The organism is Pantoea sp. A4 (assembly GCF_000295955.2).
Taxonomy (GTDB): Bacteria; Pseudomonadota; Gammaproteobacteria; order Enterobacterales; family Enterobacteriaceae; genus Pantoea; species Pantoea multigeneris.
The window spans coordinates 1-23,732 of sequence record NZ_ALXE01000068.1; the positions used below are offsets into that span (position 1 = coordinate 1).

At 54.9% G+C, this 23,732-nt stretch carries 19 protein-coding genes; 12 read left to right on the forward strand and 7 right to left on the reverse strand.

Annotation, left to right across the window (positions count from 1 at the left end; genetic code table 11):
• Nucleotides 1-123 precede the first annotated feature (123 nt).
• Both iolB and B880_RS0123060 read right to left on the reverse strand, forming a co-directional pair.
• Complete coding sequence (gene iolB, locus B880_RS0123055) at nucleotides 124-939, reverse strand: 5-deoxy-glucuronate isomerase (RefSeq protein ID WP_017349820.1); 816 nt, start codon at nucleotides 937-939, stop codon at nucleotides 124-126.
• Between the two features lie 122 nt (nucleotides 940-1,061).
• Nucleotides 1,062-2,567, reverse strand: a complete 1,506-nt coding sequence (locus tag B880_RS0123060; RefSeq protein WP_017349821.1) for a CoA-acylating methylmalonate-semialdehyde dehydrogenase — start codon at nucleotides 2,565-2,567, stop codon at nucleotides 1,062-1,064.
• 446 nt (nucleotides 2,568-3,013) lie between these two features.
• On the opposite strand from B880_RS0123060, the gene B880_RS0123065 reads away from it, so the two are divergent.
• Nucleotides 3,014-3,829: a TIM barrel protein gene (locus tag B880_RS0123065; RefSeq protein ID WP_017349822.1), complete on the forward strand. Its 816-nt coding sequence runs from the start codon at nucleotides 3,014-3,016 to the stop codon at nucleotides 3,827-3,829.
• A gap of 245 nt (nucleotides 3,830-4,074) precedes the next feature.
• On the opposite strand, the gene B880_RS0123070 is transcribed toward B880_RS0123065, so the two are convergent.
• A complete protein-coding gene (locus B880_RS0123070; protein WP_017349823.1) occupies nucleotides 4,075-5,292 on the reverse strand; it encodes an MFS transporter in 1,218 nt (405 codons plus the stop codon).
• A gap of 157 nt (nucleotides 5,293-5,449) precedes the next feature.
• Between B880_RS0123070 and B880_RS0123075 the strand changes: the two genes are divergently transcribed.
• The 4 genes from B880_RS0123075 (at nucleotide 5,450) to B880_RS0123090 (ending at nucleotide 10,569) form a co-directional block, all read left to right on the forward strand.
• On the forward strand, nucleotides 5,450-6,163 hold the full coding sequence (locus B880_RS0123075; RefSeq protein ID WP_017349824.1) for an ABC transporter ATP-binding protein: 714 nt from the start codon (nucleotides 5,450-5,452) through the stop codon (nucleotides 6,161-6,163).
• Nucleotides 6,141-7,112, forward strand: a complete 972-nt coding sequence (locus B880_RS0123080; RefSeq protein WP_017349825.1) for an ABC transporter substrate-binding protein — start codon at nucleotides 6,141-6,143, stop codon at nucleotides 7,110-7,112. Before B880_RS0123075 ends, B880_RS0123080 begins: the two co-directional genes overlap by 23 nt.
• A gap of 1 nt (nucleotide 7,113) precedes the next feature.
• Nucleotides 7,114-8,763 (forward strand): ABC transporter permease, encoded by a 1,650-nt coding sequence (locus B880_RS0123085; protein ID WP_026042861.1) that lies wholly within the window; start codon nucleotides 7,114-7,116, stop codon nucleotides 8,761-8,763.
• A gap of 225 nt (nucleotides 8,764-8,988) precedes the next feature.
• Entirely contained in the window at nucleotides 8,989-10,569 is a 1,581-nt protein-coding gene (locus tag B880_RS0123090) for an EAL domain-containing protein (RefSeq protein WP_026042862.1), read from the forward strand.
• On the opposite strand, the gene B880_RS0123095 is transcribed toward B880_RS0123090, so the two are convergent.
• Entirely contained in the window at nucleotides 10,566-11,051 is a 486-nt protein-coding gene (locus B880_RS0123095) for a hypothetical protein (RefSeq protein ID WP_017349828.1), read from the reverse strand. The genes B880_RS0123090 and B880_RS0123095 overlap by 4 nt on opposite strands.
• Before the next feature lie 395 nt (nucleotides 11,052-11,446).
• Between B880_RS0123095 and proP the strand changes: the two genes are divergently transcribed.
• The 3 genes from proP (at nucleotide 11,447) to B880_RS0123110 (ending at nucleotide 15,117) form a co-directional block, all read left to right on the forward strand.
• A complete protein-coding gene (gene proP, locus B880_RS0123100; protein ID WP_017349829.1) occupies nucleotides 11,447-12,952 on the forward strand; it encodes a glycine betaine/L-proline transporter ProP in 1,506 nt (501 codons plus the stop codon).
• A 118-nt stretch (nucleotides 12,953-13,070) separates the two neighbouring features.
• Nucleotides 13,071-14,048 (forward strand): porphobilinogen synthase, encoded by a 978-nt coding sequence (hemB, locus tag B880_RS0123105; protein WP_026042863.1) that lies wholly within the window; start codon nucleotides 13,071-13,073, stop codon nucleotides 14,046-14,048.
• Nucleotides 14,049-14,145: 97 nt separating this feature from the next.
• Entirely contained in the window at nucleotides 14,146-15,117 is a 972-nt protein-coding gene (locus B880_RS0123110; RefSeq protein WP_017349831.1) for a GGDEF domain-containing protein, read from the forward strand.
• A gap of 23 nt (nucleotides 15,118-15,140) precedes the next feature.
• Here the strand turns inward: B880_RS0123110 and B880_RS0123115 are convergent, their stop codons facing one another.
• Nucleotides 15,141-16,154, reverse strand: coding sequence for an alpha/beta fold hydrolase (locus B880_RS0123115; protein WP_017349832.1), 1,014 nt, complete (start codon nucleotides 16,152-16,154; stop codon nucleotides 15,141-15,143).
• 176 nt (nucleotides 16,155-16,330) lie between these two features.
• Between B880_RS0123115 and B880_RS0123120 the strand changes: the two genes are divergently transcribed.
• The gene (locus B880_RS0123120) at nucleotides 16,331-17,719 is read left to right on the forward strand and encodes a sugar porter family MFS transporter (protein WP_017349833.1); all 1,389 of its coding nucleotides are present in this window, start codon (nucleotides 16,331-16,333) and stop codon (nucleotides 17,717-17,719) included.
• Here B880_RS0123120 and B880_RS0123125 read toward each other — a convergent pair.
• Nucleotides 17,699-18,697, reverse strand: coding sequence for a GlxA family transcriptional regulator (locus tag B880_RS0123125; protein ID WP_017349834.1), 999 nt, complete (start codon nucleotides 18,695-18,697; stop codon nucleotides 17,699-17,701). The two genes, B880_RS0123120 and B880_RS0123125, sit on opposite strands and share 21 nt — an antisense overlap.
• Before the next feature lie 86 nt (nucleotides 18,698-18,783).
• Between B880_RS0123125 and B880_RS0123130 the strand changes: the two genes are divergently transcribed.
• Nucleotides 18,784-19,485: a cysteine hydrolase family protein gene (locus B880_RS0123130; protein ID WP_017349835.1), complete on the forward strand. Its 702-nt coding sequence runs from the start codon at nucleotides 18,784-18,786 to the stop codon at nucleotides 19,483-19,485.
• A gap of 163 nt (nucleotides 19,486-19,648) precedes the next feature.
• Complete coding sequence (locus tag B880_RS0123135) at nucleotides 19,649-20,428, forward strand: L-threonylcarbamoyladenylate synthase (RefSeq protein ID WP_017349836.1); 780 nt, start codon at nucleotides 19,649-19,651, stop codon at nucleotides 20,426-20,428.
• 91 nt (nucleotides 20,429-20,519) lie between these two features.
• Here the strand turns inward: B880_RS0123135 and B880_RS0123140 are convergent, their stop codons facing one another.
• The gene (locus B880_RS0123140; protein ID WP_017349837.1) at nucleotides 20,520-21,704 is read right to left on the reverse strand and encodes an NAD(P)/FAD-dependent oxidoreductase; all 1,185 of its coding nucleotides are present in this window, start codon (nucleotides 21,702-21,704) and stop codon (nucleotides 20,520-20,522) included.
• Nucleotides 21,705-22,034: 330 nt separating this feature from the next.
• Between B880_RS0123140 and pitA the strand changes: the two genes are divergently transcribed.
• A complete protein-coding gene (gene pitA, locus B880_RS0123145; protein WP_017349838.1) occupies nucleotides 22,035-23,534 on the forward strand; it encodes an inorganic phosphate transporter PitA in 1,500 nt (499 codons plus the stop codon).
• Nucleotides 23,535-23,732: the final 198 nt, after the last annotated feature.

Sequence of the window (23,732 nt, forward strand, 5' to 3'; positions counted from 1 at the left end):
ATGCATCGCGAAAGCAACAGACTTGCTGATGATTAAGGGGATTGTGCGGGGGAACAGACAGGAAAAAAAGGGCGGATAAAAAGATAAATAACGGGGCCAGCACAGTCGCCAGCCCCTTAAAACTCAGTCGCGCGGATACTGGTCGCTGTTCACCCAGGCGTGATCTTTCTCCCAGGTAAATTTCCACAGACGCACCGGCCCTGCCATCACGTTCAGGTAGTAGTTGTTGTAGCCTGCGATGGTTGCCACCGGGTGATAGCCGCGCGGCACGGTTACCACATCGCGGTTATACGGGGCCATGGCTTCATCCAGCGAGCGGTCATCGGTGTAGACGCGCTGCAAGGCAAAACCCGGTTCCGGGTCGAAGCGATGATAGTAAGTCTCTTCGAGGTAGGTTTCGTTTTCGCTGTCTTCTTCGTCGTGCTTGTGGCTCGGGTAAGAGCTGGTATCGCCTTCGTTGGTATAGACTTCCACCACCAGCAGGCTGTCAGCCGGTTTGTCATCCGGCAGGATGTTATGGACCAGACGCTTATTGTGCCCTTTGCCGCGCTGTTCGACGCCGACATCGCCCGGCGCAATCAGACGCGCAGGCAGGTTGCCCTGGCTCGGCGCATTACACACCGCCAGTTCCAAATCGCTCTCTGCCACCACTTCAACCTCATCGTTGTGTGGGACATAGACAGAATAAGGAGGGATGCGCTCGAACGGCGACATACGTCTGCCGATGTTCGGGAATTCAGCGTTACGCGTTTTTACTGAGGCCAGCCCGGCAACCAGTACCAGACACAGCTCTTTATCTCCGCTATTCAAACGCAGCGTATCGCCTTTTTTCAGCAGATAGGCATCAAAACCAACGTAACGCCAGCCTGCGTTCTCCGGCGTAACGTGTTGAATACGCCCGTTGCTGTCCGGCTTCTGTGCTTTTGCGAGTAAAGACATCCTGATCCTCCGTCATACTTCGCGTTACGGCCGTAGGGTCGCAACGCGCAGGGAATTAATAGCAGATGGGCTGCAGCGGCATTTCGCCCACTGCAGCCCAATCAAAGCCTGGCCGGATAAGATTAGCCCAGCGTTGGCATACTGAACTCAGACACCGTCTGCTGACCGCTCGGCCAGCGCGCAGTGGCGGTCTTCATGCGGGTGTAGAAACGCACGCCGTCTGGACCATGCACGTTCAGGGCACCGAACACGGAACGCTTCCAGCCACCAAAGCTGTGGAAGGCCATTGGCACCGGTACTGGCACGTTTACGCCAACCATGCCCGCTTCAACTTCCTGCACGAAGTCGCGAGCGGTGTTGCCGTTGCTGGTGAAGATAGCGCTGCCGTTGCCAAATTCATGGCTGTTAACCAGTTTCAGGGCGCTCTGGTAGTCTGGTGCACGCACAATGCTCAGCACCGGTCCAAAGATCTCTTCACGCCAGATGGTCATATCCGTGGTCACGTTGTCGAACAGCGTGCCGCCAACGTAGTAACCTTCTGCGTGGCCCGGCACCTGATAGTTACGACCATCAACAATCAGGGTCGCGCCTTCCTGCTCACCTTTGTCGATGTAGCCCAGCACTTTCTTCTGGTGCGCAGCAGATACCACCGGCCCCATTTCATTCTCTTCTGCACCCTGCTTGTGGCCAGGGCCAACGCGCAGGGCTTTCACCAGCGGCGTCAGGCGGCTGATCAGTTTGTCTGCGGTTTCATCGCCCACAGCAACCACAACCGGCAGCGCCATGCAGCGTTCACCCGCTGAACCAAATGCACCGCCCATGATGGCGTTTACGGTGGCATCCAGATCCGCATCTGGCATGACGATAGCGTGGTTTTTCGCGGCACCAAACGCCTGCACGCGTTTGCCGTGTGCGCTGGCGGTGGTATAGATGTGTTCCGCAACGCCGGAAGAACCAACGAAGCTAACTGCGGCAATACGTGGGTCTTTGTACAGCTGCTCAGCATCTTCGTTAGAGCTGTGTACCACGTTGAATACGCCATCTGGCAGGCCTGCTTCGGTCAGCAGTTCCGCCATGCGTACTGCGGCTGATGGGTCCAGGGCTGGTGGCTTCAGGACGAAGGTGTTACCGCACGCCAGTGCGATTGGGAACATCCACAGTGGCACCATCGCCGGGAAGTTAAATGGTGTGATACCCGCAACCACGCCAACCGGCTGCATCAGCGAGTAGCTGTCAACGCCAGTACCGACGTTAGCGGAGTATTCGCCTTTGATCAGGTGTGGAATACCGCAAGCAAATTCAATCACTTCAATACCACGCGTCAGCTCGCCCAACGCATCCGACCACACTTTACCGTGTTCAGAAACAATCAGTGCGGCCAGCTCATCACGGTGCTGTTCCATCAGCGCTTTGAAGTTGAACAACACGCGAGCACGACGCAACGGTGAAGTACGAGACCAGGCCGGGAAAGCGGCATGAGCGACTTCAATCGCATGGGCGACTTCATCAGCAGTGCTTTGCGTCAGCTCACGTACCACTTTACCAGTGGCAGGATCGTACACAGGGATGGTTTCGTTGCTGGCGCTGAAGGTCGTTTGACCGCCAATAAAGTTTCCTACGATAGTCATGTTGTTGCCTCTTTGAATGTGATGAGTTCCCTGCAGAGCTGCCGTGCTTAAGATCACGCTGCCTGACCAGGCAAAACCGAAAAGCGTGGTATGAACCTATTACAGTGGAATAAATTTTTCAAATAAATCTTTTTGAAAGATTCAATTTTAGAGGCCTGGATCGCATTTTTCTTCACAGGTGCATTACAAAACTGAAACGTCTACACCGCCCGCCGTGATTAGCGCTATAACCGCTATCGCCCCGCGCAGAAAGGAGTTTTACCGCGTCATATCGCCACGTTTTTTACCAGAGCCAGAAACGGAAAATGAAATTATTGCGAGGGAGATCTAATAATCTACATTTCATAATTCACTTAAAATGAAATAAATGTTTTCTTTAGGGCTGATTTTTTGTTTCGCTTCTTACTGACTTGTACTTGCTTACCTTACCTACAGGAGCCGTTTCCATGGCTATCGATCCAACCCGTTTTTGCATTAACCGTAAAATCGCACCGAATCTGTCTATTGAAGCCTTCTTCCAGTTGGTCACGCGTCTCGGCCTGCACAAAGTGGAGTTGCGTAACGATATGCCGAGTGGAAAAGTCACCGATGATTTGACCCCGGAACAGCTTCGTGCGCTGACGGAAAAGTACAACATTGAAATTATTACCATCAATGCGCTCTATCCGTTCAACCAGATCAGCGATGACCTGCTGGCCCGTGCTGAAGCACTGCTGCAAGAGGCGAAAAGTATTGGTGCACAGGCACTGGTGATGTGCCCGCTGAACGACGGCACCCGCATTGATGCACAAACGACGCTGGCAGCGCTGAAAACCCTGGCACCGTTGTTTGAAAAATATGGCGTGAAAGGTCTGGTCGAGCCGCTGGGCTTCCCTGTCAGTTCGCTGCGTTCGGCGGTTGAAGCACGCAATCTGATCCGCGAAGCCAGTCTGCCGTTCCAACTGGTGCTGGATACCTTCCATCACCATCTGTATGAAAATGCAGAGCAGGAGCAGGCCAACGCGGACATTACGCCGGACATTGGTCTGGTACACCTGTCCGGGGTGGAAGATCCACGCCCTACCGCAGCGCTGACCGACGAAGAACGCATTATGTTAACCGAAGAAGACCTGCTGAAAAGTGTGCAGCAGGTACAGGCACTGGAGAAACGAGGCTATAAGGGCATCTACGCCTTTGAACCTTTCTCTTCTGTGCTGAGCAGCTGGGATGAAAAGGAGATAGAACAACAAATTCGCCACAGTATCGCCTTGCTGCAAGGCTAGTATCGCGCGGAGTCGGTTTGCTGGCTCCGCACTACAGATCCTTATCTGTGTCTGCGGACACATTTTTTGGCCTCGGTCGGAGGCCGCTTTTTTCTTCTCTTCTCGTCAATCAACCCTGCCTTATTCCCTGCCACCCGGTAGCGCCTTGGTTCTGCCTGACGCGGCTAGCGTATGAAAACCCGCGGTGCCGAGCGGATACAACTGACGATATGCTTGCCCAGTTTCAACACATGATTCGCGGCCACTTACCCCTGATGGACTTCGCTGGGGGTTTCCGGCTCACGTCGCCGCAGGCGCAGCGTGCAGTAGAGCGCCAGGCACACCAATAATCCGGTCAGCAGATAAACAAACGAAAAGCCCACCAGGCTCATGATCAAACCCGCCAGCGGGCCAGTGATGCCAAGGGAAAGGTCCATAAACGCCGTATAGGTTGCCAGTGCGCTGCCCTGGTTTTGCTGCGGCACGCGCTTAACGGCCACCACGCCAATTGCCGGGAACACCAGTGAGAAACCCGCTCCGGTAAGAAACGCGCCCAAATTAGCCAGCCAGGGAGCAAAGGCACCCGCGACGAAAAACAGCCCTAATGCTTCCACAGCAAGACACACTGCCGCCACGAATAGCCCGCCATGACGATTAATCGCGTTCGGGAACAGCAACCGCGTGCCGACAAAAGCCGCACTGAAGAGCGAGAGCGCAAAAGCCGCTCCTTCCCAACCTCGCGCCTGATAGAACAGCGTAATAAAGGTCGCAATCACGCCAAATCCGGCGGAACCCATTGCCAGAATCAGGCCGTAGCCATACACCTTCCCCAACACCGCGCGGAACGGGAGCGGCTTGTTTTTACTGCCTTTAACACCGGGCTTCGGCAGCGCCAGCGCAATACCCAGCACGCATATCGCAATAACCACAGCCGCCAGCCACAACAATCCCCCGGTGCGATAGATCACCACGCCCAGTGGCGCACCAATCGCCATCGCCCCATAGGTGACAATCCCGTTCCACGAAATAACGCGACCAATGTGCAGCGATCCCACCTTTGCCACACCCCACAGTGAGGTGCCGGTACCACAGAAACTCTGCCCGGTGCCCAGGATGAGCCGCCCAATACACAACAGTACCAGGCTAATCACTGGCGTGTGCTGCGTAAAAGCCGCTAACAGGGTAAAGACGCCGCTGACCAGACATCCCGCCATGCCAAACACCACCACGCGTTTCGGTCCCCAGAGGTCGGCATACCGTCCGGCATGAGGGCGAGTAATCAGCGTGGCAACATATTGCAGGCTAATCACCAGACCGGCCCAAAAGGCGCTATATCCCAGGCTGTCATGGACAAAACCCGGCAGCACGGCCAGCGGCAAACCGATGGTGAGATAGCTGGCGAAATTGAAAATCACAATCGAGAGAATGACCAGGTTGAGCTGAAAACCGCTGGGAGCCGCTGCTGGTGTGGCTGGTTGGGGCATGACGTATTGCGCTCGTGATTGATTGAATTTGATTACGGTAAAATCACTATACCGCTTTTGCCGCCGCTTGCACTCACGCGGGTGCGCTGCTTCATCATTTCGTCATATCCCATCGCCAGACTAGCCGCCAGTAAATCCCAAAGAGGATCACAATCTGATGAAGCCTGCACCTGTTCAGGTGGCAGTGCGCGATCTCAACTGGTCAGTTGGGAAGCAGCGCATATTGCACAACCTGTCACTCACCTTCCCGGCGGGTGAAACCGTTGCCCTGCTCGGCCCTTCCGGCTGTGGCAAAAGCACCCTGTTAAAACTGCTGGCGGGCCTGACCCAGCCAGAAAGCGGCGAGATCTGGTTTGACGATCGCTGCATCGCTTCCGCCCGTTTCTGCACTCCGCCAGAAGGCCGCCAACTCGGTATGGTTTTTCAGGACTACGCCCTGTGGCCACACATGAGCGTTGCCCAAAATATTGCCTTCCCACTGCGTATGCGCGGCGTGGAGAAAGCCACGCTGCACTCGCGTGTGGAAGAGATGCTAACGCGCGTGGGGCTAGAGGGTTTTGCCCAACGTAAACCTTCCGCGCTCTCCGGCGGCCAGCAGCAGCGCGTGGCGCTGGCGCGGGCCCTGATCGCCGAACCTGCCATTCTGCTGTTTGATGAGCCGCTCTCCAACCTCGACCGGGATCTGCGTGAATCGCTGGCCCACAGCATGAAACAGCTGCTGCGCCAGAGTGGCACCACTGCGGTTTACGTCACCCACGACCGTGAAGAAGCGAACATCATTGCCGACCGAATTGTCCACCTGGCGCAGGGCCAGGTTCACTCCATCACCCAGAACGCAGGAAACCCCGATGCCCTCACACAACCGTTTTAAAACCAGCGCGCTTGCCGCCCTGATGATGACCAGTGCCATGATGGTGCAAGAAGCCCACGCCCTCACGGTCTACACCGCTGGCCCCGGCGCACTGGCCAAAAGCCTGGCGAGCGGCTTTGAGAAGCAAACCGGGATCAAAGTAAATATTTTCCAGGCCACCACCGGCAAAGTCATGGCGCGCCTGGAGGCAGAACAAGCCAATCCGCAGGCCGATGTGCTGATATCCGCCTCATGGGATACCGCAGAAGATCTGCACCAGCGCGGTTGGTTGCTGCCTTACCAAAGCCCGAATGCGGCCCAGGTTCCAGACGCCTATAAAAGTGCCGATTTCGTTGCCCAGGGGATCTCCGCACTGGGCATCGTGTGGAACAGCAAAAGTAATACGCCTGAGCCAAAAAGCTGGAGCGACCTGACTGGCCCGGCGTTTAAAAACAACGTCACTATGCCCGATCCGGCGCTGTCAGGTGCCTCAGCAGATTTGCTCATCGGGCTGCAAAACGCCGAAGGCGAACAGGCGTGGCAACTGTTTGATCGGCTGAAAAGCAACGGGCTGGTGATCAGTGGGCCAAACGCACAGGCCGTCGCACCGGTGTTGCAGGGGGCGAAAGCCGCAGTGTTTGGTGCGGTGGATTACGTCACCTACAACAACATTGCCCAGGGTGAGTCGGTGAAAGTCGTGTTCCCGCAGGATGGCACCGTCGCGGTACCGCGCCCGATGATGATTCTGAAAAACAGCCAACACGCCGCCGATGCCAAAGCCTTTGTGGATTACGTGTTGTCGCCAGAAGGTCAGCAGCAGGTTGCCGCCGCCTGGTTGATGCCAGCGCGCACGGATATCAAAGCACAGCGCCCTTTGATCACCGAAATCAAATTGCTGCCGCAGCGCGCCAGCGAAGGCAGTGAACGCGCCGCCACGCTACAACGTTTCCGCACGCTGTTTGGTCAGTAATATGCCACGCTCCTGGCTCAACCTGGCTATTTTGCTGGCGTTACTGCTGCTGGTGGCCCTGCCGCTGCTGTTTATTGTGTTGCAGGCGATCTTCCCGCTGCTCAGTGAGGGACGCTGGAGTGGGGCGTTTTCCGCCCTACCGCGTCTGTTAAATGACAGCGAACTGGTGCCGATGTGGACTGGCACCCTGAAGATCGGCGTCGGGGTAGCGCTGTGTAGCCTGATCCCCGGCCTGCTGTTGGGTAGCCTGCGTGGGCTGTTTCGCCTGCCCGGCGCTGCCCTGTGGGACCTGCTGTTGGTGGTGCCTTTCCTGACGCCGCCCTATATTGCGGCGTTAAGCTGGACGCTGGCGCTGCAACGCAACGGCTATGTGCAACAGCTCACCGGCATTAATTTCGACGGCCTGCTCTTTAGCGCCAGCGGCATGATGCTGGTGATGACGCTGAATATCTTTCCGGTGATCTACTTCGCCGTGTCGCGCACACTGCTGAGCAATGGGCAACGGCTGGCTTCCGTGGCTCGCGTCCATGGCGCTTCCCCGTGGCGCGCCTGGTGGCATATCACCCTGCCTCTGACGTTGCCTGCGCTGGCGGGCAGCCTGCTGCTGGCCTTCACCATGGCCATTGATGAGTATGGCGTGCCAGCGGCTCTTGGCACCCGCGCACATCTGACCTTGATGACGGTAGGCATTGAGCAGAAGCTGGGCGACTGGCCCATCGACCTGCCGGGCGCTGCCAGCCTGTCACTGCTGCTGAGCATGGTGGCGCTGGCAGCCTGGCTACTCCAGCGCCGGTTGAGTCAGCAGGAAGTCACAACGCAAAACGGCAAACCCAGTGCTTACGAAGGCATTCAGGCGGGCATCTGGGTTTACCCCATGTTGCTGTTGTTTGGGCTGACGGTGTTTCTGGCGGTGGTACTGCCGCTGTCATCCATGACCCTCAGTGGGCTGCTGAACACGCTATCCGGCGGCCTTGAGTGGAGCAACCTGTCGCTGCGTCATTTCTCCGCGCTGTTTAGTGCGCAGGGCGAGGCGTTGGGCGCATTTTCTACCAGCATCGGGTTGGCGCTGGCCGCCGCCCTGCTGACCGGGCTGCTGGGTTTCCTGGTGGCAACGCGCGTCAGTGAGGGCAAAAGTCGCGGCCTCGCCTGGCTGGATGGGCTGGCGCTGCTGCCCGCGGCCATGCCCGGCGTGGTGATTGGCGTGGGCCTGATTTTGGTCTGGAATCGCGGGTTTTGGCCGGTAACGCCTTATAACACGCTATTTATTTTGCTGATTTCCTATTGCTGCCTGCTGCTGCCGTGGCCGGTGCGCTATGTCAGCGGCGCGCTGCGTCAGCTTTCGCCTGCACTGGAATCTGCCGCCCGTGTGCACGGCGCATCGCGCTGGCAGGCGCTGCGCTGGGTGGTGCTACCGCTGGTGTCCCCTGCGTTGATTGCCGCCATGATGATGGTGTTTGCTATCGCCTCGCGTGAGCTGGTGACGTCTTTACTGTTAGCCCCCGCAGGCAGCCAAACCGTGGCACTGTTTATCTGGCGGCAGTTCGAGCAAGGTTCCGTGGGTGATGGCATGGCAATGGCCACCCTCACGCTGGTGGCTACGCTTACCCTGATGGCTCTGGCTCAGAGATTATTGCACCGCCAGCAACGTTGATTGACCGCCACCCGCGCCGCTCAGGCGCGGTGTGGCATCTCCTCCCTTCCTGAAATTCTCCGGCGCACGAAATAAAAGTAAAAAACCGGCTTCACGGGTCGATAAACCGTCAGTGGGCGCTGAATTTATCAGCGAAAAGCACGCTCGGCGTGGCGCAGGAACATGCTATGCTGCGTAAGCCCCTGCACCACCTGACTGACGCATTTCACTTCAGAGGACTCCGTGGTGCCGCCATTAAAACAAAAACGTGATTTAGGCTGGCTGTTGATCGTCTTAGCAGGATTGTTGCCACTGGTATTGGGCATTATCAGCACCGCTATTGAGGCTAAAAACAGCGTCCAGCACCAACAGGCTCTCGCAGCCAACACCCTGATCTCTCAGGCAGAAAAGATGAGTGACAGCGCATGGAATATGATCACCTCTCTGCGCCAGTATCACTACCAGCCCTGCGACAAAATTGAAAAACAGCTCCAGTTAGCTGGAACGCTGAACGCCTATTTTCGCTCTATCGGCACGTTGCGTGGCGATAACGTTAACTGTTCCTCCGCTTACGGCAATAACCCTGGCACCTTGCAGCAGATGATCCGCCGCGCCGTGCCGGTCACGGGCAAAGCCTGGTGGAGCCTGTCGATTGCCGGTACAGCGGGCGTGCCCGATCGCTCTGCGATTGTTTTTGTCCGCCAACTGCCGGACGGAGAGGGTTTTTGGGCGATTATTGACGGCCAGTATTTGCTGGACTTTATGAGTGCGGTTGGCAGTTCACAGGGTTATCAAATGCGCATGCAATTCAGCGGAGGCAGCGTTATTAGCCTCAACCACCCTGATAATCGTACCTCACTGTTTCACTCTATGACGTATCACGCCAGCTCATCCCGCTATCCGATTGATGTCACGTTAGTTGCACCCGGCAGCGAACTGGGCAACGCATGGCAGCGGGTGATGTTTATTTTTATGCCCATGGCGGCGATTTTTTCCCTGCTGCTGATGCTGTTAACCGCCAACTGGCTGCGGCGGCGCATCTCATGGCGTGATGAAATCCGCCGGGCCATTCAGGCGAAGCAGTTCCATATGAATTATCAGCCCATCTACAACAGTGAGAAGCAGCGTTGCGTTGGCGTCGAGGCGCTGATGCGCTGGCGTCGGCCCAATGGCGAACTGGTGCGACCCGATATGTTCATTAATGCAGCCGAAAGCGAAAAGATGATCATCCCACTGACTCATCATGTGCTGCATTTGATTGCTGAAGATGTGCAGCAATGGGCAGTGGAACCGGGCTTTCATCTCGCCATTAACGTGGCCGCAGAACATTTGCAGCACCCGGATTTCGTCAAAGATGTGCTGACCTTCGCACGCCGCATCGCCGACAAAAAACTCACCATCACGCTGGAGCTCACGGAGCATAGTCTGATCAAAGATGGTCCAGGCGTCGCGGCAAAGCTGGCTTCCCTGCGCGAGCGCGGGATTAAAGTCGCCATTGATGATTTTGGCACCGGCCACTGTTCTCTCAGCTATCTGCAAACTTTCGAACTGGATTACCTGAAAATTGATCGTGGCTTTATCAATGCCATTGAGCAACTTAACGGCGAGACGCCGGTGTTGGATGCCATTATCGCGCTAAGCCATAAGATCCAGTTGCAGGTACTGGGCGAAGGGGTTGAGAGTGCTTTGCAGTATCTTTATCTGCGTCAGCACGGGGTAATGTTTATTCAGGGGTTCTTTTATGCCCGCCCGATGGATAACGATCGTCTACGCAACTGGCTGAAAATTGAGGGAAAAACGCCGCTTGAAGGCGACGCAGTCGATTAAACCGGTTTGTCACCGCCCTCGCGTCGCTTCATCACGATGCGCAGGGCCACTTCAACACTGTCATCCTCCTGCTCTCTTTCCTGCCCATGACGCGCGTCCATCCGTTGGTGGATGCGCTCCAGCGTCGGCATCAGTTGCCCCATCAAATGCTGGTACTCTTCCATTGGACTGCTGGCACCGCGAGTGGGGTTGCGTTGCAACTCCTGCCAAACGCGCTGCACGCGGCGAATCTGTTCCAGGCTCTGCGCAGTGAGCCATCCCGCCTTGAACCAGCTATCCGCCTGCTGTACTAGCTCATCGGGATGCGCCGCCATACGCGCCAGCATGCTTTCCGCCCGCTCACCGCAGTGAATCCAGGCATGGGGAATCCCCTCTTTAACAGGCTCCGGGTGCTTGTCGACATAATACATTAATTTTTTTTCTACACTGTCGATCATCGCCAGCCAGGGATTAGTAAAAGGCTCGGTCTTTTTTCTTTGCATTATTCCTCCGCCCTCTGCGAGGCGCAGAGTATTACCGAATGTGATTCGGCTGGCAAGTCACAGGAGAAAAACCCTTTAAATCATAAATTAATCTTATGTTTATGATGATTCTCTTAAAAGCACGTCGCGAAATTTTTTTTCACCGCGAAAACCGCAGAATTTTTAGAGGAAAAAGCCAGTAGAAACGGGGCTTTCGGGTGAAATGTGACAACAATCACATAAAAACGCTATACTCTGTGGCGGAAAGCAATAATTTTAATAGTAATTATTGTGACGCATAGACAGGGAAATTTCGTTAACAGCGCTATGCTTTAATTTTCTCAACGCTGCGGTCTGAAGGCACTGAATCGGTTCGCACCGTTGAGGACTTTCATGTTCCAGAACAGGGTAAATATATGAAACTACGTAGGAAGCGTGTAAAACCTATTGGGCTCAGTGATGTCACCATCATTGATGATGCGCGGTTGCGCAAAGCGATCACTGCTGCGTCGCTGGGGAACGCGATGGAGTGGTTTGACTTTGGTGTTTATGGCTTTGTCGCTTACGCATTAGGGAAAGTGTTTTTCCCAGGGGCTTCTCCCGGCATCCAGATGATTGCCGCACTGGCCACCTTCTCCGTTCCCTTCCTTATTCGTCCGTTAGGCGGATTGTTCTTCGGTATGTTGGGCGATAAATATGGTCGCCAGAAAATCCTCTCCATCACCATCGTCATCATGTCCGTCAGTACCTTCTGTATCGGGTTAATCCCCTCTTATGCTTCGATAGGCATCTGGGCACCGATATTGCTGCTGCTTGCCAAAATGGCCCAGGGCTTCTCGGTAGGCGGTGAATATACCGGCGCTTCGATCTTTGTCGCCGAATATTCCCCGGACCGTAAACGTGGCTTTATGGGTAGCTGGCTCGACTTTGGTTCGATCGTTGGCTTCGTGATGGGCGCAGGTGTCGTGGTACTGCTCTCCACCATCATCGGCGAAGAGCGCTTTATGGAATGGGGCTGGCGTTTGCCGTTCTTCCTGGCACTGCCGTTAGGGATTGTGGGTCTGTATCTGCGCCATGCGCTGGAAGAGACACCTGCCTTCCAGCAACACGTGGACAAACTGGAACAAGGTGACCGCGAGGGCCTGCGTGACGGGCCAAAAGTGTCGTTTAAAGAGATTGCCAGCAAGCACTGGAAGAGCCTGCTCTCCTGTATCGGACTGGTGATCGCCACCAACGTCACCTACTACATGCTGCTCACCTATATGCCGAGCTATTTGTCGCATAACCTGCACTACTCCGAAGATCACGGCGTACTGATCATCATTGCGATTATGATTGGTATGCTGTTTGTGCAGCCGGTAATGGGCATGCTGAGTGACCGTTTTGGCCGCCGTCCGTTTGTGATTATCGGCAGTATTGCGTTGCTGATTTTCGCCATCCCGGCCTTTATGCTGATCAACAGTAATGTGCTGGGGCTGATTTTCGCTGGCCTGCTGCTGCTGGCCGTGATCCTCAACGCCTTCACCGGCGTGATGGCCTCCACCCTGCCAGCGATGTTCCCGACGCATATTCGTTACAGCGCCCTGGCGAGTGCGTTTAACATTTCAGTGCTGGTGGCAGGTTTAACGCCAACGCTTGCGGCGTGGCTGGTTGAGAGCACCAATAATCTGTATATGCCTGCGTACTATCTGATGGTGATTGCGGTGATTGGTCTGGCAACCGGTATCTATATGAAAGAGACCGCCAACAAGCCACTTAGCGGTGCAACGCCTGCGGCTTCGGATATCGAAGAAGCGCGTGAGATCCTGCAAGAGCATCACGATAACATCGAGCAGAAGATCGAAGATATCGACGTTGAGATTGCCCGCCTCGAAGCCAAACGTAAGACGCTGGTGCAGCAGCACCCGGATATCAACGAGTAATCTGCCTCTCTCGCCCTCTCCCTCTGGAGGGGGCTTTTTCTACCGCACACAAACCTTCATACCTGCTCTGTAAAAGGAGTACACTATTGACACTTTTTTATACTGTGTAGAAACGAGTATGTCTGACTTTTCCCTGATCCAGCGCCCGAGAAGGCTGCGCAAAAGCGCGCAAATGCGCGAACTCTTCCAGGAAACCACGCTGAGCCTCAACGATCTGGCCTTGCCGATTTTTGTTGAAGAAGGTGTGGATGATTACAAACCGATTGAAGCCATGCCGGGCGTGATGCGCATTCCTGAGAAGCGTCTCGCGTATGAAATTGAACGTATCGCGAAAGCGGGTATCCGCTCGGTGATGACGTTTGGTATTTCTCATCATACTGATGCCACCGGTAGCGATGCATGGCAGGAGAATGGTCTGGTCGCGCGTATGTCACGCATCTGCAAAGAGACCGTGCCAGAGATGATCGTGATGTCGGATACCTGTTTCTGCGAGTACACCAGCCACGGCCACTGTGGCGTGCTGTGCGATCACGGTGTGGATAACGACCAGACGCTGATTAATCTCGGCAAGCAGGCGGTGGTGGCTGCGCAGGCCGGTGCGGACTTCATCGCGCCATCGGCGGCAATGGATGGCCAGGTGAAAGCGATTCGTCAGGCACTGGATGCGGCAGGCTTTACCGACACCGCCATCATGTCTTACTCCACCAAGTTCGCTTCATCCTATTACGGCCCGTTCCGTGAAGCCGCAGGCACCGCGCTGAAAGGCGACCGTAAGACCTACCAGATGAACCCAATGAACCGTCTGGAAGCGATTCGTGAATCGCTGCTGGATGAAGCAGAAGGCGCGGATTCACTGATGGTGAAACCTGCGGGTGCTTATCTCGACGTACTGCGTGAAATTCGCGAACGCACTACGCTGCCGCTGGCGGCTTACCAGGTCAGCGGCGAGTACGCGATGATCAAGTTTGCGGCTCAGGCAGGCGCAATTGATGAGCGTAACGTGGTACTGGAAAGTTTAGGTGCCATTAAACGTGCCGGTGCCAACCTGATTTTCAGTTATTTTGCCCTTGATTTAGCAGAGCAAAAAGTGCTCTGATCCTCTTTAAACTCTGCGGCTGCGCTTTGCCGTCGCAGAGCTTTTCGTGAACACCAGTGAGTCACACCTGTTTTCTTATAATTAAAGAGTAAGACACATGAAAGCTCCCGAACTTCCGGTAGACGAACCCCAACGTCTGCAACAGTTGCGCGCGCTCAATCTGCTGCATACCCCTGCGGAGGAGCGCTTTGACCGTTTAACACGTCTTGCCCGTCGGCTATTTAATGCGCCAGTTGCGTTGGTGAGTTTGCTGGAAGAGGATCATCAGTGGTTTAAATCTGCCGCCGGTTATGCCGCGCAGACCGCGCCGCGTAATACCTCTTTCTGCGGCCATGCCATCTTGCAAGATGATGTGATGGTGGTGGAGAACGCGCTGGAAGATGAGCGTTTTCATGATAATCCGCTCGTGAATAATGAGCTGCCCGTCCGTTTTTACGCCGGTTGCCCGTTGCGTACCCCGAGCGGTGCGAAAGTGGGTACGCTGTGCATTATTGACCATCAGCCACGCCATTTTGACAGCGAGGATTACACCACGCTGCGCGATTTAGCGGCGATGGCGGAGTCAGAGCTGACCGCCTTCCAGACCGCAACGTCTGATGAGTTAACCCGCATCACCAACCGCCGTGGCTTTATGACGCTAGGCCAGCTGCTGTTAAACGAGTGCCTGGTGAAGCATCAGCCTGCCTGTCTGACCTTTCTCGACCTGGATAAATTCAAGCAGATCAACGATACCCTTGGGCACAAAGAGGGAGATCACGCGTTGATCGATTTCGCCGATGCGATGAAAGTGAGTTTCCGCAACGGTGACCTGTTTGCCCGTCTCGGCGGTGATGAGTTTGTTGTGCTGTTCCACGGCCTGCATCTTGATGATGCGCATCGCGTGCTGGTGCGCTTTGACGACTATTTGCAGCAGCACACGGAAAGTCGTCATCGACAATATATGCTGCATTTTTCCAGCGGCATCGTGGAGTTTGACCCGCTCCATCCGCTGAGCCTGGAGCAGCTACTGGAAGGCAGCGATGCCCGCATGTACGCAGCCAAACGCGAGAAGCACCAGACGCGGCAGTGATGATCCCTGCCGCCAATCCGACGTCAGGAACGTGAAAGGTCATTCAGCAGCTGTTGATTGAAGTGCGCCGGATCTTCCATTTGCGGGGCATGGCCCATACCGGGGAATTCGATCAGGTGCGCACCGGGGATCAACTGTGCCGCCTGTTTACCCAGCACATTGTAGTGTCCCAGTTTCGCCTTCACCGCAGGTGGCGCAATGTCGCTGCCAATCGCGGTGGTGTCCGCCGTCCCAATCATCAGCGTGGTTGGCACTTTAATGTCTTTCAGTTCGTAATAAACTGGCTGGGTGAAAATCATGTCGTAAATCAACGCCGAGTTCCACGCCACGCGCTGATGGCCCGGCCCGCTGTTCAATCCTGCCAACATATCCACCCATTGGTCATACTCTGGCTTCCATTTCCCTACGTAGTAAGTGCTTAGTTCATACTTCTTGATGCCCGCAGCATTGAGCTTCAGTTCACGCTGATACCACTGATCAACACTGCGCCACGGTGCGCCTTTCGCTTTCCAGTCTTCCAGACCGATGGGATTCACCAGCACCAGTTTGTGCGTCTGCTGTGGGTACATCAGCGCATAACGTACCGCCAGCATACCGCCGGTAGAGTGGCCGACGATGGTGGCATCCTCCACCCCAAGGCTCTGCAATAACTCATGGGTATTCTGCGCTAGCTGCTGGAAGGTGTACTGGTAATTTGCCGGTTTTGTGGAAGAGCAGAAGCCGATTTGATCGGGGGCGATAACCCGGTAGCCCTGCTGACTGAGTGCTTTGATAGTGCTGTCCCAGGTGGCTCCGCAGAAGTTCTTACCGTGCAGCAGCACCACGGTTTGTCCGTTAGCAGACTTTTCCGCAGGAACATCCATATATCCCATGCTCAGTTGCTGCTGCTGAGAAGCAAAACTGAAGTGATGCAACGGATAAGGGTAGCTAAATCCCTCAAGCTGCTCGCCATAAACATGCGCGGCAGAAGCTGAAGCACTTCCCAACAGCGCCAGTGAAACACACATCAGTGCCAATGGCTTCCTGAATGAAAACATCTGCTTATCTCCTGAGACGAAACGCGCAGTATGGCAATCAATGCGCGCGGCTGTATTGATGCCCCGTGCCTTATGCCGTCCAATCAGCAATCGCTCATCATGTGACCGGTAACACTGTTTTCCTGGCGATGCTTATCTAACATTACCTTTCTTGACATAATTTTAAGGAGTTCAGGATGAGTGCCCAACCTTTTTCAGGGAAAAAAAATCAGTCGTTTATCTGGTTTGTCTGTTTTATGGCAGCGCTGTGTGGCCTGCTGTTTGGTCTGGATATCGGCGTGATCGCCGGGGCGTTACCGTTTTTATCTAAAGATCTCAATATCAGTAATCATGCTCAGGAGTGGGTGGTCAGCAGCATGATGTTTGGTGCTGCCATCGGTGCCCTGGGCGCAGGCTGGCTCTCTTCCCACCTCGGACGTAAAAAAAGCATGCTGGCCGGTGCAACGCTGTTTGTGATTGGCTCGCTGTGGTCTGCTTTCTCTCCCAGCGTGGAATCGCTGATTGGTGCCCGCGTTATTCTCGGCCTCGCGGTGGGTATCGCTTCTTACACCGCTCCGCTCTATCTGGCTGAAATTGCCCCCGAGCGCGTGCGCGGCTCGATGATCTCCATGTATCAACTGATGCTGACCACCGGCATCTTAGTCGCCTATCTGTCTGACACCGCCCTGAGTTACAGCGGCAGCTGGCGTTGGATGCTGGGCGTGATCGCTTTCCCGGCGCTGATTTTATTCATCGGTGTCCTGTTCCTGCCAAACAGCCCGCGCTGGCTGGCCGCCCACGGCCGCTTCAATGAAGCACAGCGCGTGTTGGCGCGTTTGCGTAGCTCCGATGAACAGGCAAAGCAGGAGTTGGACGAGATCCGCGAAAGCTTGCAGGTCAAGCAGCATGGCTGGTCGCTGTTTAAGAGCAACAGCAACTTCCGTCGTGCCGTGTGGCTCGGCATTCTGTTGCAAGTGATGCAGCAGTTCACCGGTATGAACGTGGTGATGTATTACGCGCCAAAAATCTTCAGTATTGCGGGCTTCTCTAACACCCACGAGCAGATGTGGGGCACGGTGATCGTTGGTGCGGTGAACATGCTCTCTACGCTGATCGCCGTAGGTCTGGTGGATCGCTGGGGCCGTAAGCCGATGCTGGTGACCAGTTTCCTGATCATGACGGTGGGTATGGGCGTACTCGGCACGCTGTTGCATATGGGCGTAGAAACGCCGTTCCGTCAGTATTTCGCTATCGCTATGCTGCTGATGTTTATCGTCGGCTTTGCTATGGCCGCAGGCCCGGTTATCTGGTTGCTGTGCTCGGAGATCCAGCCACTGAAAGGACGCGATTTCGGGATCACTGCCTCCACTACCACCAACTGGGTTGCGAATATGGTGGTTGGAGCCACCTTCCTGACCTTGCTGGACACGTTAGGTAATGCGCCAACGTTCTGGTTGTATGCCGCGCTGAACGTGGTGTTCATCCTGATCACCATTTGGCTGGTGCCTGAAACCCGCCATGTCACCCTGGAACACATCGAACGTAACCTGATGCAAGGCAAAGCATTACGCGACATCGGTTCCTGATTGACCGCGAAAGGTTTTGCGGTACTGCTGCGGCGTCACGTTAAGCTGTTTTTTAAAATGACGCCGCAGCGCCAACGCTGAAGGAAATCCAGCCAAAAGTGCAATCTGCTCGACTGGGCGGTTGGATCCTTCCAGATAGCGTTGAGCCAGTGCAATACGCTGCTGCTGTAGCCATTGGCTAAAACACCCACCGGTGGTTTGCTGGAAGCGACGGGAAAAACTGCGGGAACTCATCAGCGCCTGGTTAGCCAGTTGCTGCAACGTCAGCGGTTCCTGGAGATGTTCAGCAGCCCAGTGCAGTGCTGCCATAAAGCGATCGCCATCTGGTCGGGTTATCACCGGCTGTTCAACATATTGCGCCTGCCCCCCTTGCCGATGAGGGGGGATCACCAGCATACGCGCCACCTGATTCGCTATCTCCATACCCCAACTTCTTCGCACCAGGTGCAAGCAGCAGTCGATACTGGCGGCAGTACCCGCCGATGTGATCGTCTGACCAAGATCGACATAGAGCACATCACGATCGATATCCACCGAGGGATAACGTGTGCTAAATGCCTGCATCCAGCGCCAATGGGTGGTGGCTCGTTTCTTCTCTAATAAACCCGCCTCAGCCAGAACAAAAGCACCCAGGCACAGCCCAACGATAGTTGCTCCGCGATCGGCCGCTTGCCGTATCGCCGATAGCAGCTCTGCTGACGGTTGTTTCTCATTCCAGCTCGGTACAACCACCACGTCCATCTGTTCCAGTTGCTCAAGACCCTGCCCGGCCACAATCGAAAATCCGCTGCTGGTGCGAAGCTCGCCGGGTTGCGTCGCACAGATATGTATTTGGTAGCACGGTGCACCCTCCCCCTGGTGAGCCGCCTCGAACACCGCCAGTGGCACAGAAAGATGAAAAGGGATGATGCCATCAAACACCACGACACCCACACGAATGGCCGGGCGAAATGGCGCAATCTGCACGTTCTTTGTCATTCACGGTACTCCTTGCGGGCTGCACTTCCGCACATACTGCGAGACAGAAAACAGCCCAACACCACGGAAATAATAAGGAACTGATAATGAAAAAATTGTTTACTTCTGGCACTTTGGCATTAGCAATGGCTATCAGTGGCAGCGCTATCGCCGAAACCCGAGAGGCGGCTAAAGCACCGACTATTCGTACACTAAGTAGCGCGCCTGCAACTACTGAGCTGGTAAAAAACCAGACGGCGCTGATCTTAATCGACTTCCAAAATGAGTATTTCCCGGGTGGAAAAATGGTCATCCCGGACGGCGAAAAAGCGCTGAACAACGCGAAACGCCTGACGGAATATGCGCATAAAAACGGTATGCCCGTCTTTTTTGTACGCCACCTCGGCCCCGCCAATAGTCCGCTGTTTGCTGAAGGTAGCCGGTTCTCCGAATTCCACCGCAATTTGCAACCCTCTACAGCGAAAGGCGACCGGATTATCGCCAAAGCCACACCCAGCTCGTTTGTTGGCACCGACCTGCACTCACAGCTGGAATCCCTGGGGATTAAACAGCTGATTGTTGCCGGACTGATGACCCATATGTGTGTCTCAAGCACCGCGCGTGATGCGGTACCGCTCGGTTACAGCGTGATTATTCCAGAAGATGCCGCTGCCACACGTGACCTGGTAAGTTGGGATAATAGCGTGGTTGATCATCGCTCACTACACCGTGCTGCATTGACGGGTGTTGCCGACGTGTTTGCTGAGATCAAAACCACGCAACAGGTGATCGACATGCCGTTAAAATAAGCGCTGTGCTCACAGATTCAGGCGTTGTGTAGCATCTATTGTTGCTACAGAAGAACAATCCGGCGGAGGGTTGCCGCCGGAGATAAAACCCGTAATATCGAAGGCAACAACACCGAATTATCTTACCCGAACCGGTTTCGGGGGTTTTAACAGAGGCCTAATCATGAGCAACAAAACAGTACAGTGGAACGGCGGCTTACAGCCAGAAGCGATCGAAATCCTGGCCAAAGAAGGCGGCATGATCGTCAGCCCAACCAAAGTTGGCTACATCATCATGACCTCTGATAAAGCCGGCCTGGAGCGTAAATTCGACGCTAAACAGCGTAACCGTAACAAGCCAGGTGTGGTTCTGTGCGGCTCAATGGAGCAGTTGAAAGAACTGGCTCAGCTGAACCCAGAAATCGAAGAACTGTATCAGCGCCACTGGGATGGCGATGTGCTGTTGGGCTGCATCCTGCCGTGGAAACAGGAAGCACTGGATCGCATCCCAACCGACGGCTCTAAAGAGCTGATGATGGATGGCCGTGAAACCAGCTGCTTCGTGATCAAGTTCGGTAAGCCGGGCGAGATTCTGGCGAAAGAGCTGTGGGAAAACCACGGTAAGTTCTCTTTCGCAAGCTCTGCTAACCCATCAGGCAAAGGCAACCGTGGCCTGGTTGAAGGTATCGGCGAGCGTATCGAAGAGCACGCTGACCTGATCATCGCTGCGAACGACTACGTGAAGTCTATCCAGCCAAACGAAGACCAGAAAACCCGCTATGAGCAGGGCGTGATGGTTTCCATGGTAGACAGCACCGGTAAACTGGTACCAGAGCAGAAAGGCGAACGTAAAGTCTCTCCTTGCCCAATCCTGATCCGTAAAGGTCTGGACGTAGACAAGATCATGTCTCACCTGTCGGACATTTTCCCTTCATGGGATTACCGTCACGGTGATTACTACTGATTAGCAGCGTGATGCTGTAAACCAAAAGCCTGCACATGTTGCAGGCTTTTTTGTGCCCGATTGACTTACGATCGGGCGAAAAACTGCTACCTTACAGCCCCTGCGCGCACGCCCAGGCGGAACTCCATGCCCACTGGAAGTTGTAGCCGCCCAGCCAGCCGGTGACATCCACCACTTCGCCAATAAAGTACAGCCCCGGAACGGACTTCGCTTCCATGGTCTTTGAAGAGAGCTGTGCGGTATCCACACCGCCTAACGTCACTTCCGCCGTGCGGTAACCCTCGGTGCCGTTGGGTTGCACCGGCCAGTGGTGCAGCAGCGTCACTAACGCCGCCTGCTGCTTGCTGTTTAACTGCTTGAGGCTCACATCCGGCAACTGCTGTAGTAATTGCAGAATTTCGACCAGCCGTTTTGGCAGGATCTTCGCCAGGCTGTTTTTCAGGCTGAGATTCGGATGGGCCGCACGCTGCACATTAATAAAGTCATCCAGTGAGGTTTCCGGTGAGAGATCGACATGCACAAACTCACCCGCCTGCCAGTAGCTGGAAATTTGCAGTACCGCCGGACCAGAGAGACCACGATGCGTAAACAGCATCGCTTCTTTAAATAGCGTGCCATCCTGCGCGGTAATGGTGGTTGGCAATGCCACACCAGACAGCGCCTGAAGCTGCTCCAGCAGCGGCTTATGCAAGGTAAACGGCACCAGACCTGCGCGAGTAGGCAGTACCTCAAGGCCGAACTGTTGTGCCAGCTGATAACCAAACGGCGAAGCACCTAATCCCGGCATAGAAAGCCCGCCACTGGCGACCACCAGTTTTGCTGCCTGCACCGTCGTGCCATTCAGCGTCAGGGTGTAACCCGCTTCATCGCGCTCCACGCTGATAATCTCGGTGCGCAAACGCAGCGTCACCTGGCCCTTCTCACACTCAGCCAGCAACAGATCGACAATCTGCTGCGCCGAATCATCACAGAACAGTTGGCCCAGCGTCTTCTCATGCCAGGCAATGCCATGACGATTGACCAGGTCGATAAAATCCCACTGGGTATAACGCGCCAGGGCAGACTTGCAGAAGTGCGGGTTTTGCGACAGATAGGCCGCAGGTTCGGCATAGAGATTGGTGAAGTTACAGCGACCACCGCCCGACATCAGAATTTTACGCCCGGCTTTTTTGCCGTTATCCAACAGCAGCACGCGCAAACCGCGTTGCCCGGCCTGAGCCGCACAAAACATCCCGGCGGCTCCAGCACCGATTACGATAACGTCAAATTTTTCCACGATGGTCACCTGTCAACTCTCAGAGGCGCAGATTGTAGTGAACGACTGGCGGCAAAGCTACCTTGGTGCGGGGTTATCCCCGATAAAGATGAGTGTTATTGCAGCGAAATGTCGTTAACCGGGCGATAAACCACGCGAATGGAGCAACGGAGTCAAAAAAATGCCGTAAATATGTCATATTGTAACACGCTCATTTTTAGGGATTTTTCCCATAACAAACCGCCGAAGTTACATAATTAAGTCAAAAAAGGGCTATATTTTCCTTTCCCATACAGCACGTTGTCGCGGATAATGCGCCGCGTTCATGTCCTCCAAAATGGCGTAACGCTTATGCTACATCTGTTTGCCGGGCTCGATGTCAGTACCGGCCTGTTATTAGTTTTAGCCCTGCTGTTCGTATTGTTTTATGAGGCAATCAACGGCTTCCACGACACTGCCAATGCGGTTGCTACGGTTATTTATACCCGTGCAATGCGGCCACAGCTCGCCGTGGCGATGGCGGGTATCTTCAACTTCTTCGGCGTCATGCTGGGTGGATTGAGCGTTGCATATGCGATTGTGCATATGTTGCCGACCGATCTCCTGCTGAATGTCGGTTCTGCACACGGTCTCGCCATGGTCTTCTCCATGCTGCTGGCGGCGATCATCTGGAACCTTGGCACCTGGTATCTGGGCCTGCCTGCTTCCAGCTCACACACGCTTATTGGCGCCATCATTGGTATTGGGTTAACCAATGCACTGATGACCGGCACTTCCGTGGTGGATGCGTTAAATCTGCCTAAAGTGGTGAATATTTTCCTGTCCCTGATCCTTTCGCCGATCGTCGGTCTGGTGATTGCTGGCACGTTGATTTTCCTGCTGCGTCGTTACTGGAGCAGCACTAAGAAGCGTTCACGCGTGCATATGACACCCGCCGATCGCGAGAAAATTGACGGCAAGAAAAAGCCCCCGTTCTGGACACGTATCGCCCTGATTGTTTCTGCCATTGGCGTGAGCTATTCACATGGTGCGAATGACGGCCAGAAAGGTATTGGTTTGATCATGCTGGTCCTGATTGGCGTAGCGCCTGCCGGGTTCGTGGTCAATATGAATGCCTCCGGGTATGACATCACCCGCACGCGGGATGCTGTTAATCACCTGGAACAGTATTATCAGCAGCATAACCAGACGCTGACGGAAATCGTGGCGCAGGCTCCACCTGCCGTGCCAGCTCCGGTTGAAACCGTGAATGGCCCACAAGAGTTCCATTGCGATAGCGCACGTGCGCTGGTTGCGGTGCAACACGCTCAGGGCTTGCTGAATAACCTGCAAAGTTACGATCAGCTCAGCATCGAACAGCGTGGCCAGATGCGCCGTCTGCTGCTGTGTATCGCAGATACCGCAGACAAAGCGTCTAAGCTGCCGGAAGTCAATGCCGACGACAAACGCTTCCTGAACAAGCTGAAAGGCGACCTGACCAGCACCATCGAGTACGCTCCGGTGTGGATTATTGTCGCTGTGGCGTTGGCGTTGGGCATCGGTACCATGATTGGCTGGCGTCGTGTGGCAACCACCATCGGTGAGAAGATTGGTAAAAAAGGCATGACCTATGCACAGGGTATGTCAGCGCAGGTGACTGCGGCCGTCTCCATCGGTATCGCCAGTTATACCGGTATGCCGGTCTCTACCACGCACATTCTCTCCTCTTCGGTGGCGGGAACCATGCTGGTAGACGGCGGTGGGCTGCAGAGCCGCACCATCAAGAATATCGCGATGGCATGGGTGTTTACCCTGCCGGTGTGTATTCTGCTCTCAGGCTCGCTCTACTGGCTGGCACTGAAGCTGGTGTAACCTCTAAGGGCGACGCAAGTCGCCCTTTTGCTTTCTGGCGTTTTAGGAAACAGCCCAAATTTACTTCCCTCCTTACTACGACTATATTTTTAGCAGTAGCGAAAAATATCCTGTCTGCTTTACATAATTCCTTAGCGCTACAGAACAACTTTGACGATTCACTTTTGACCTGAAAATTCATCAACTATCACGTCACTT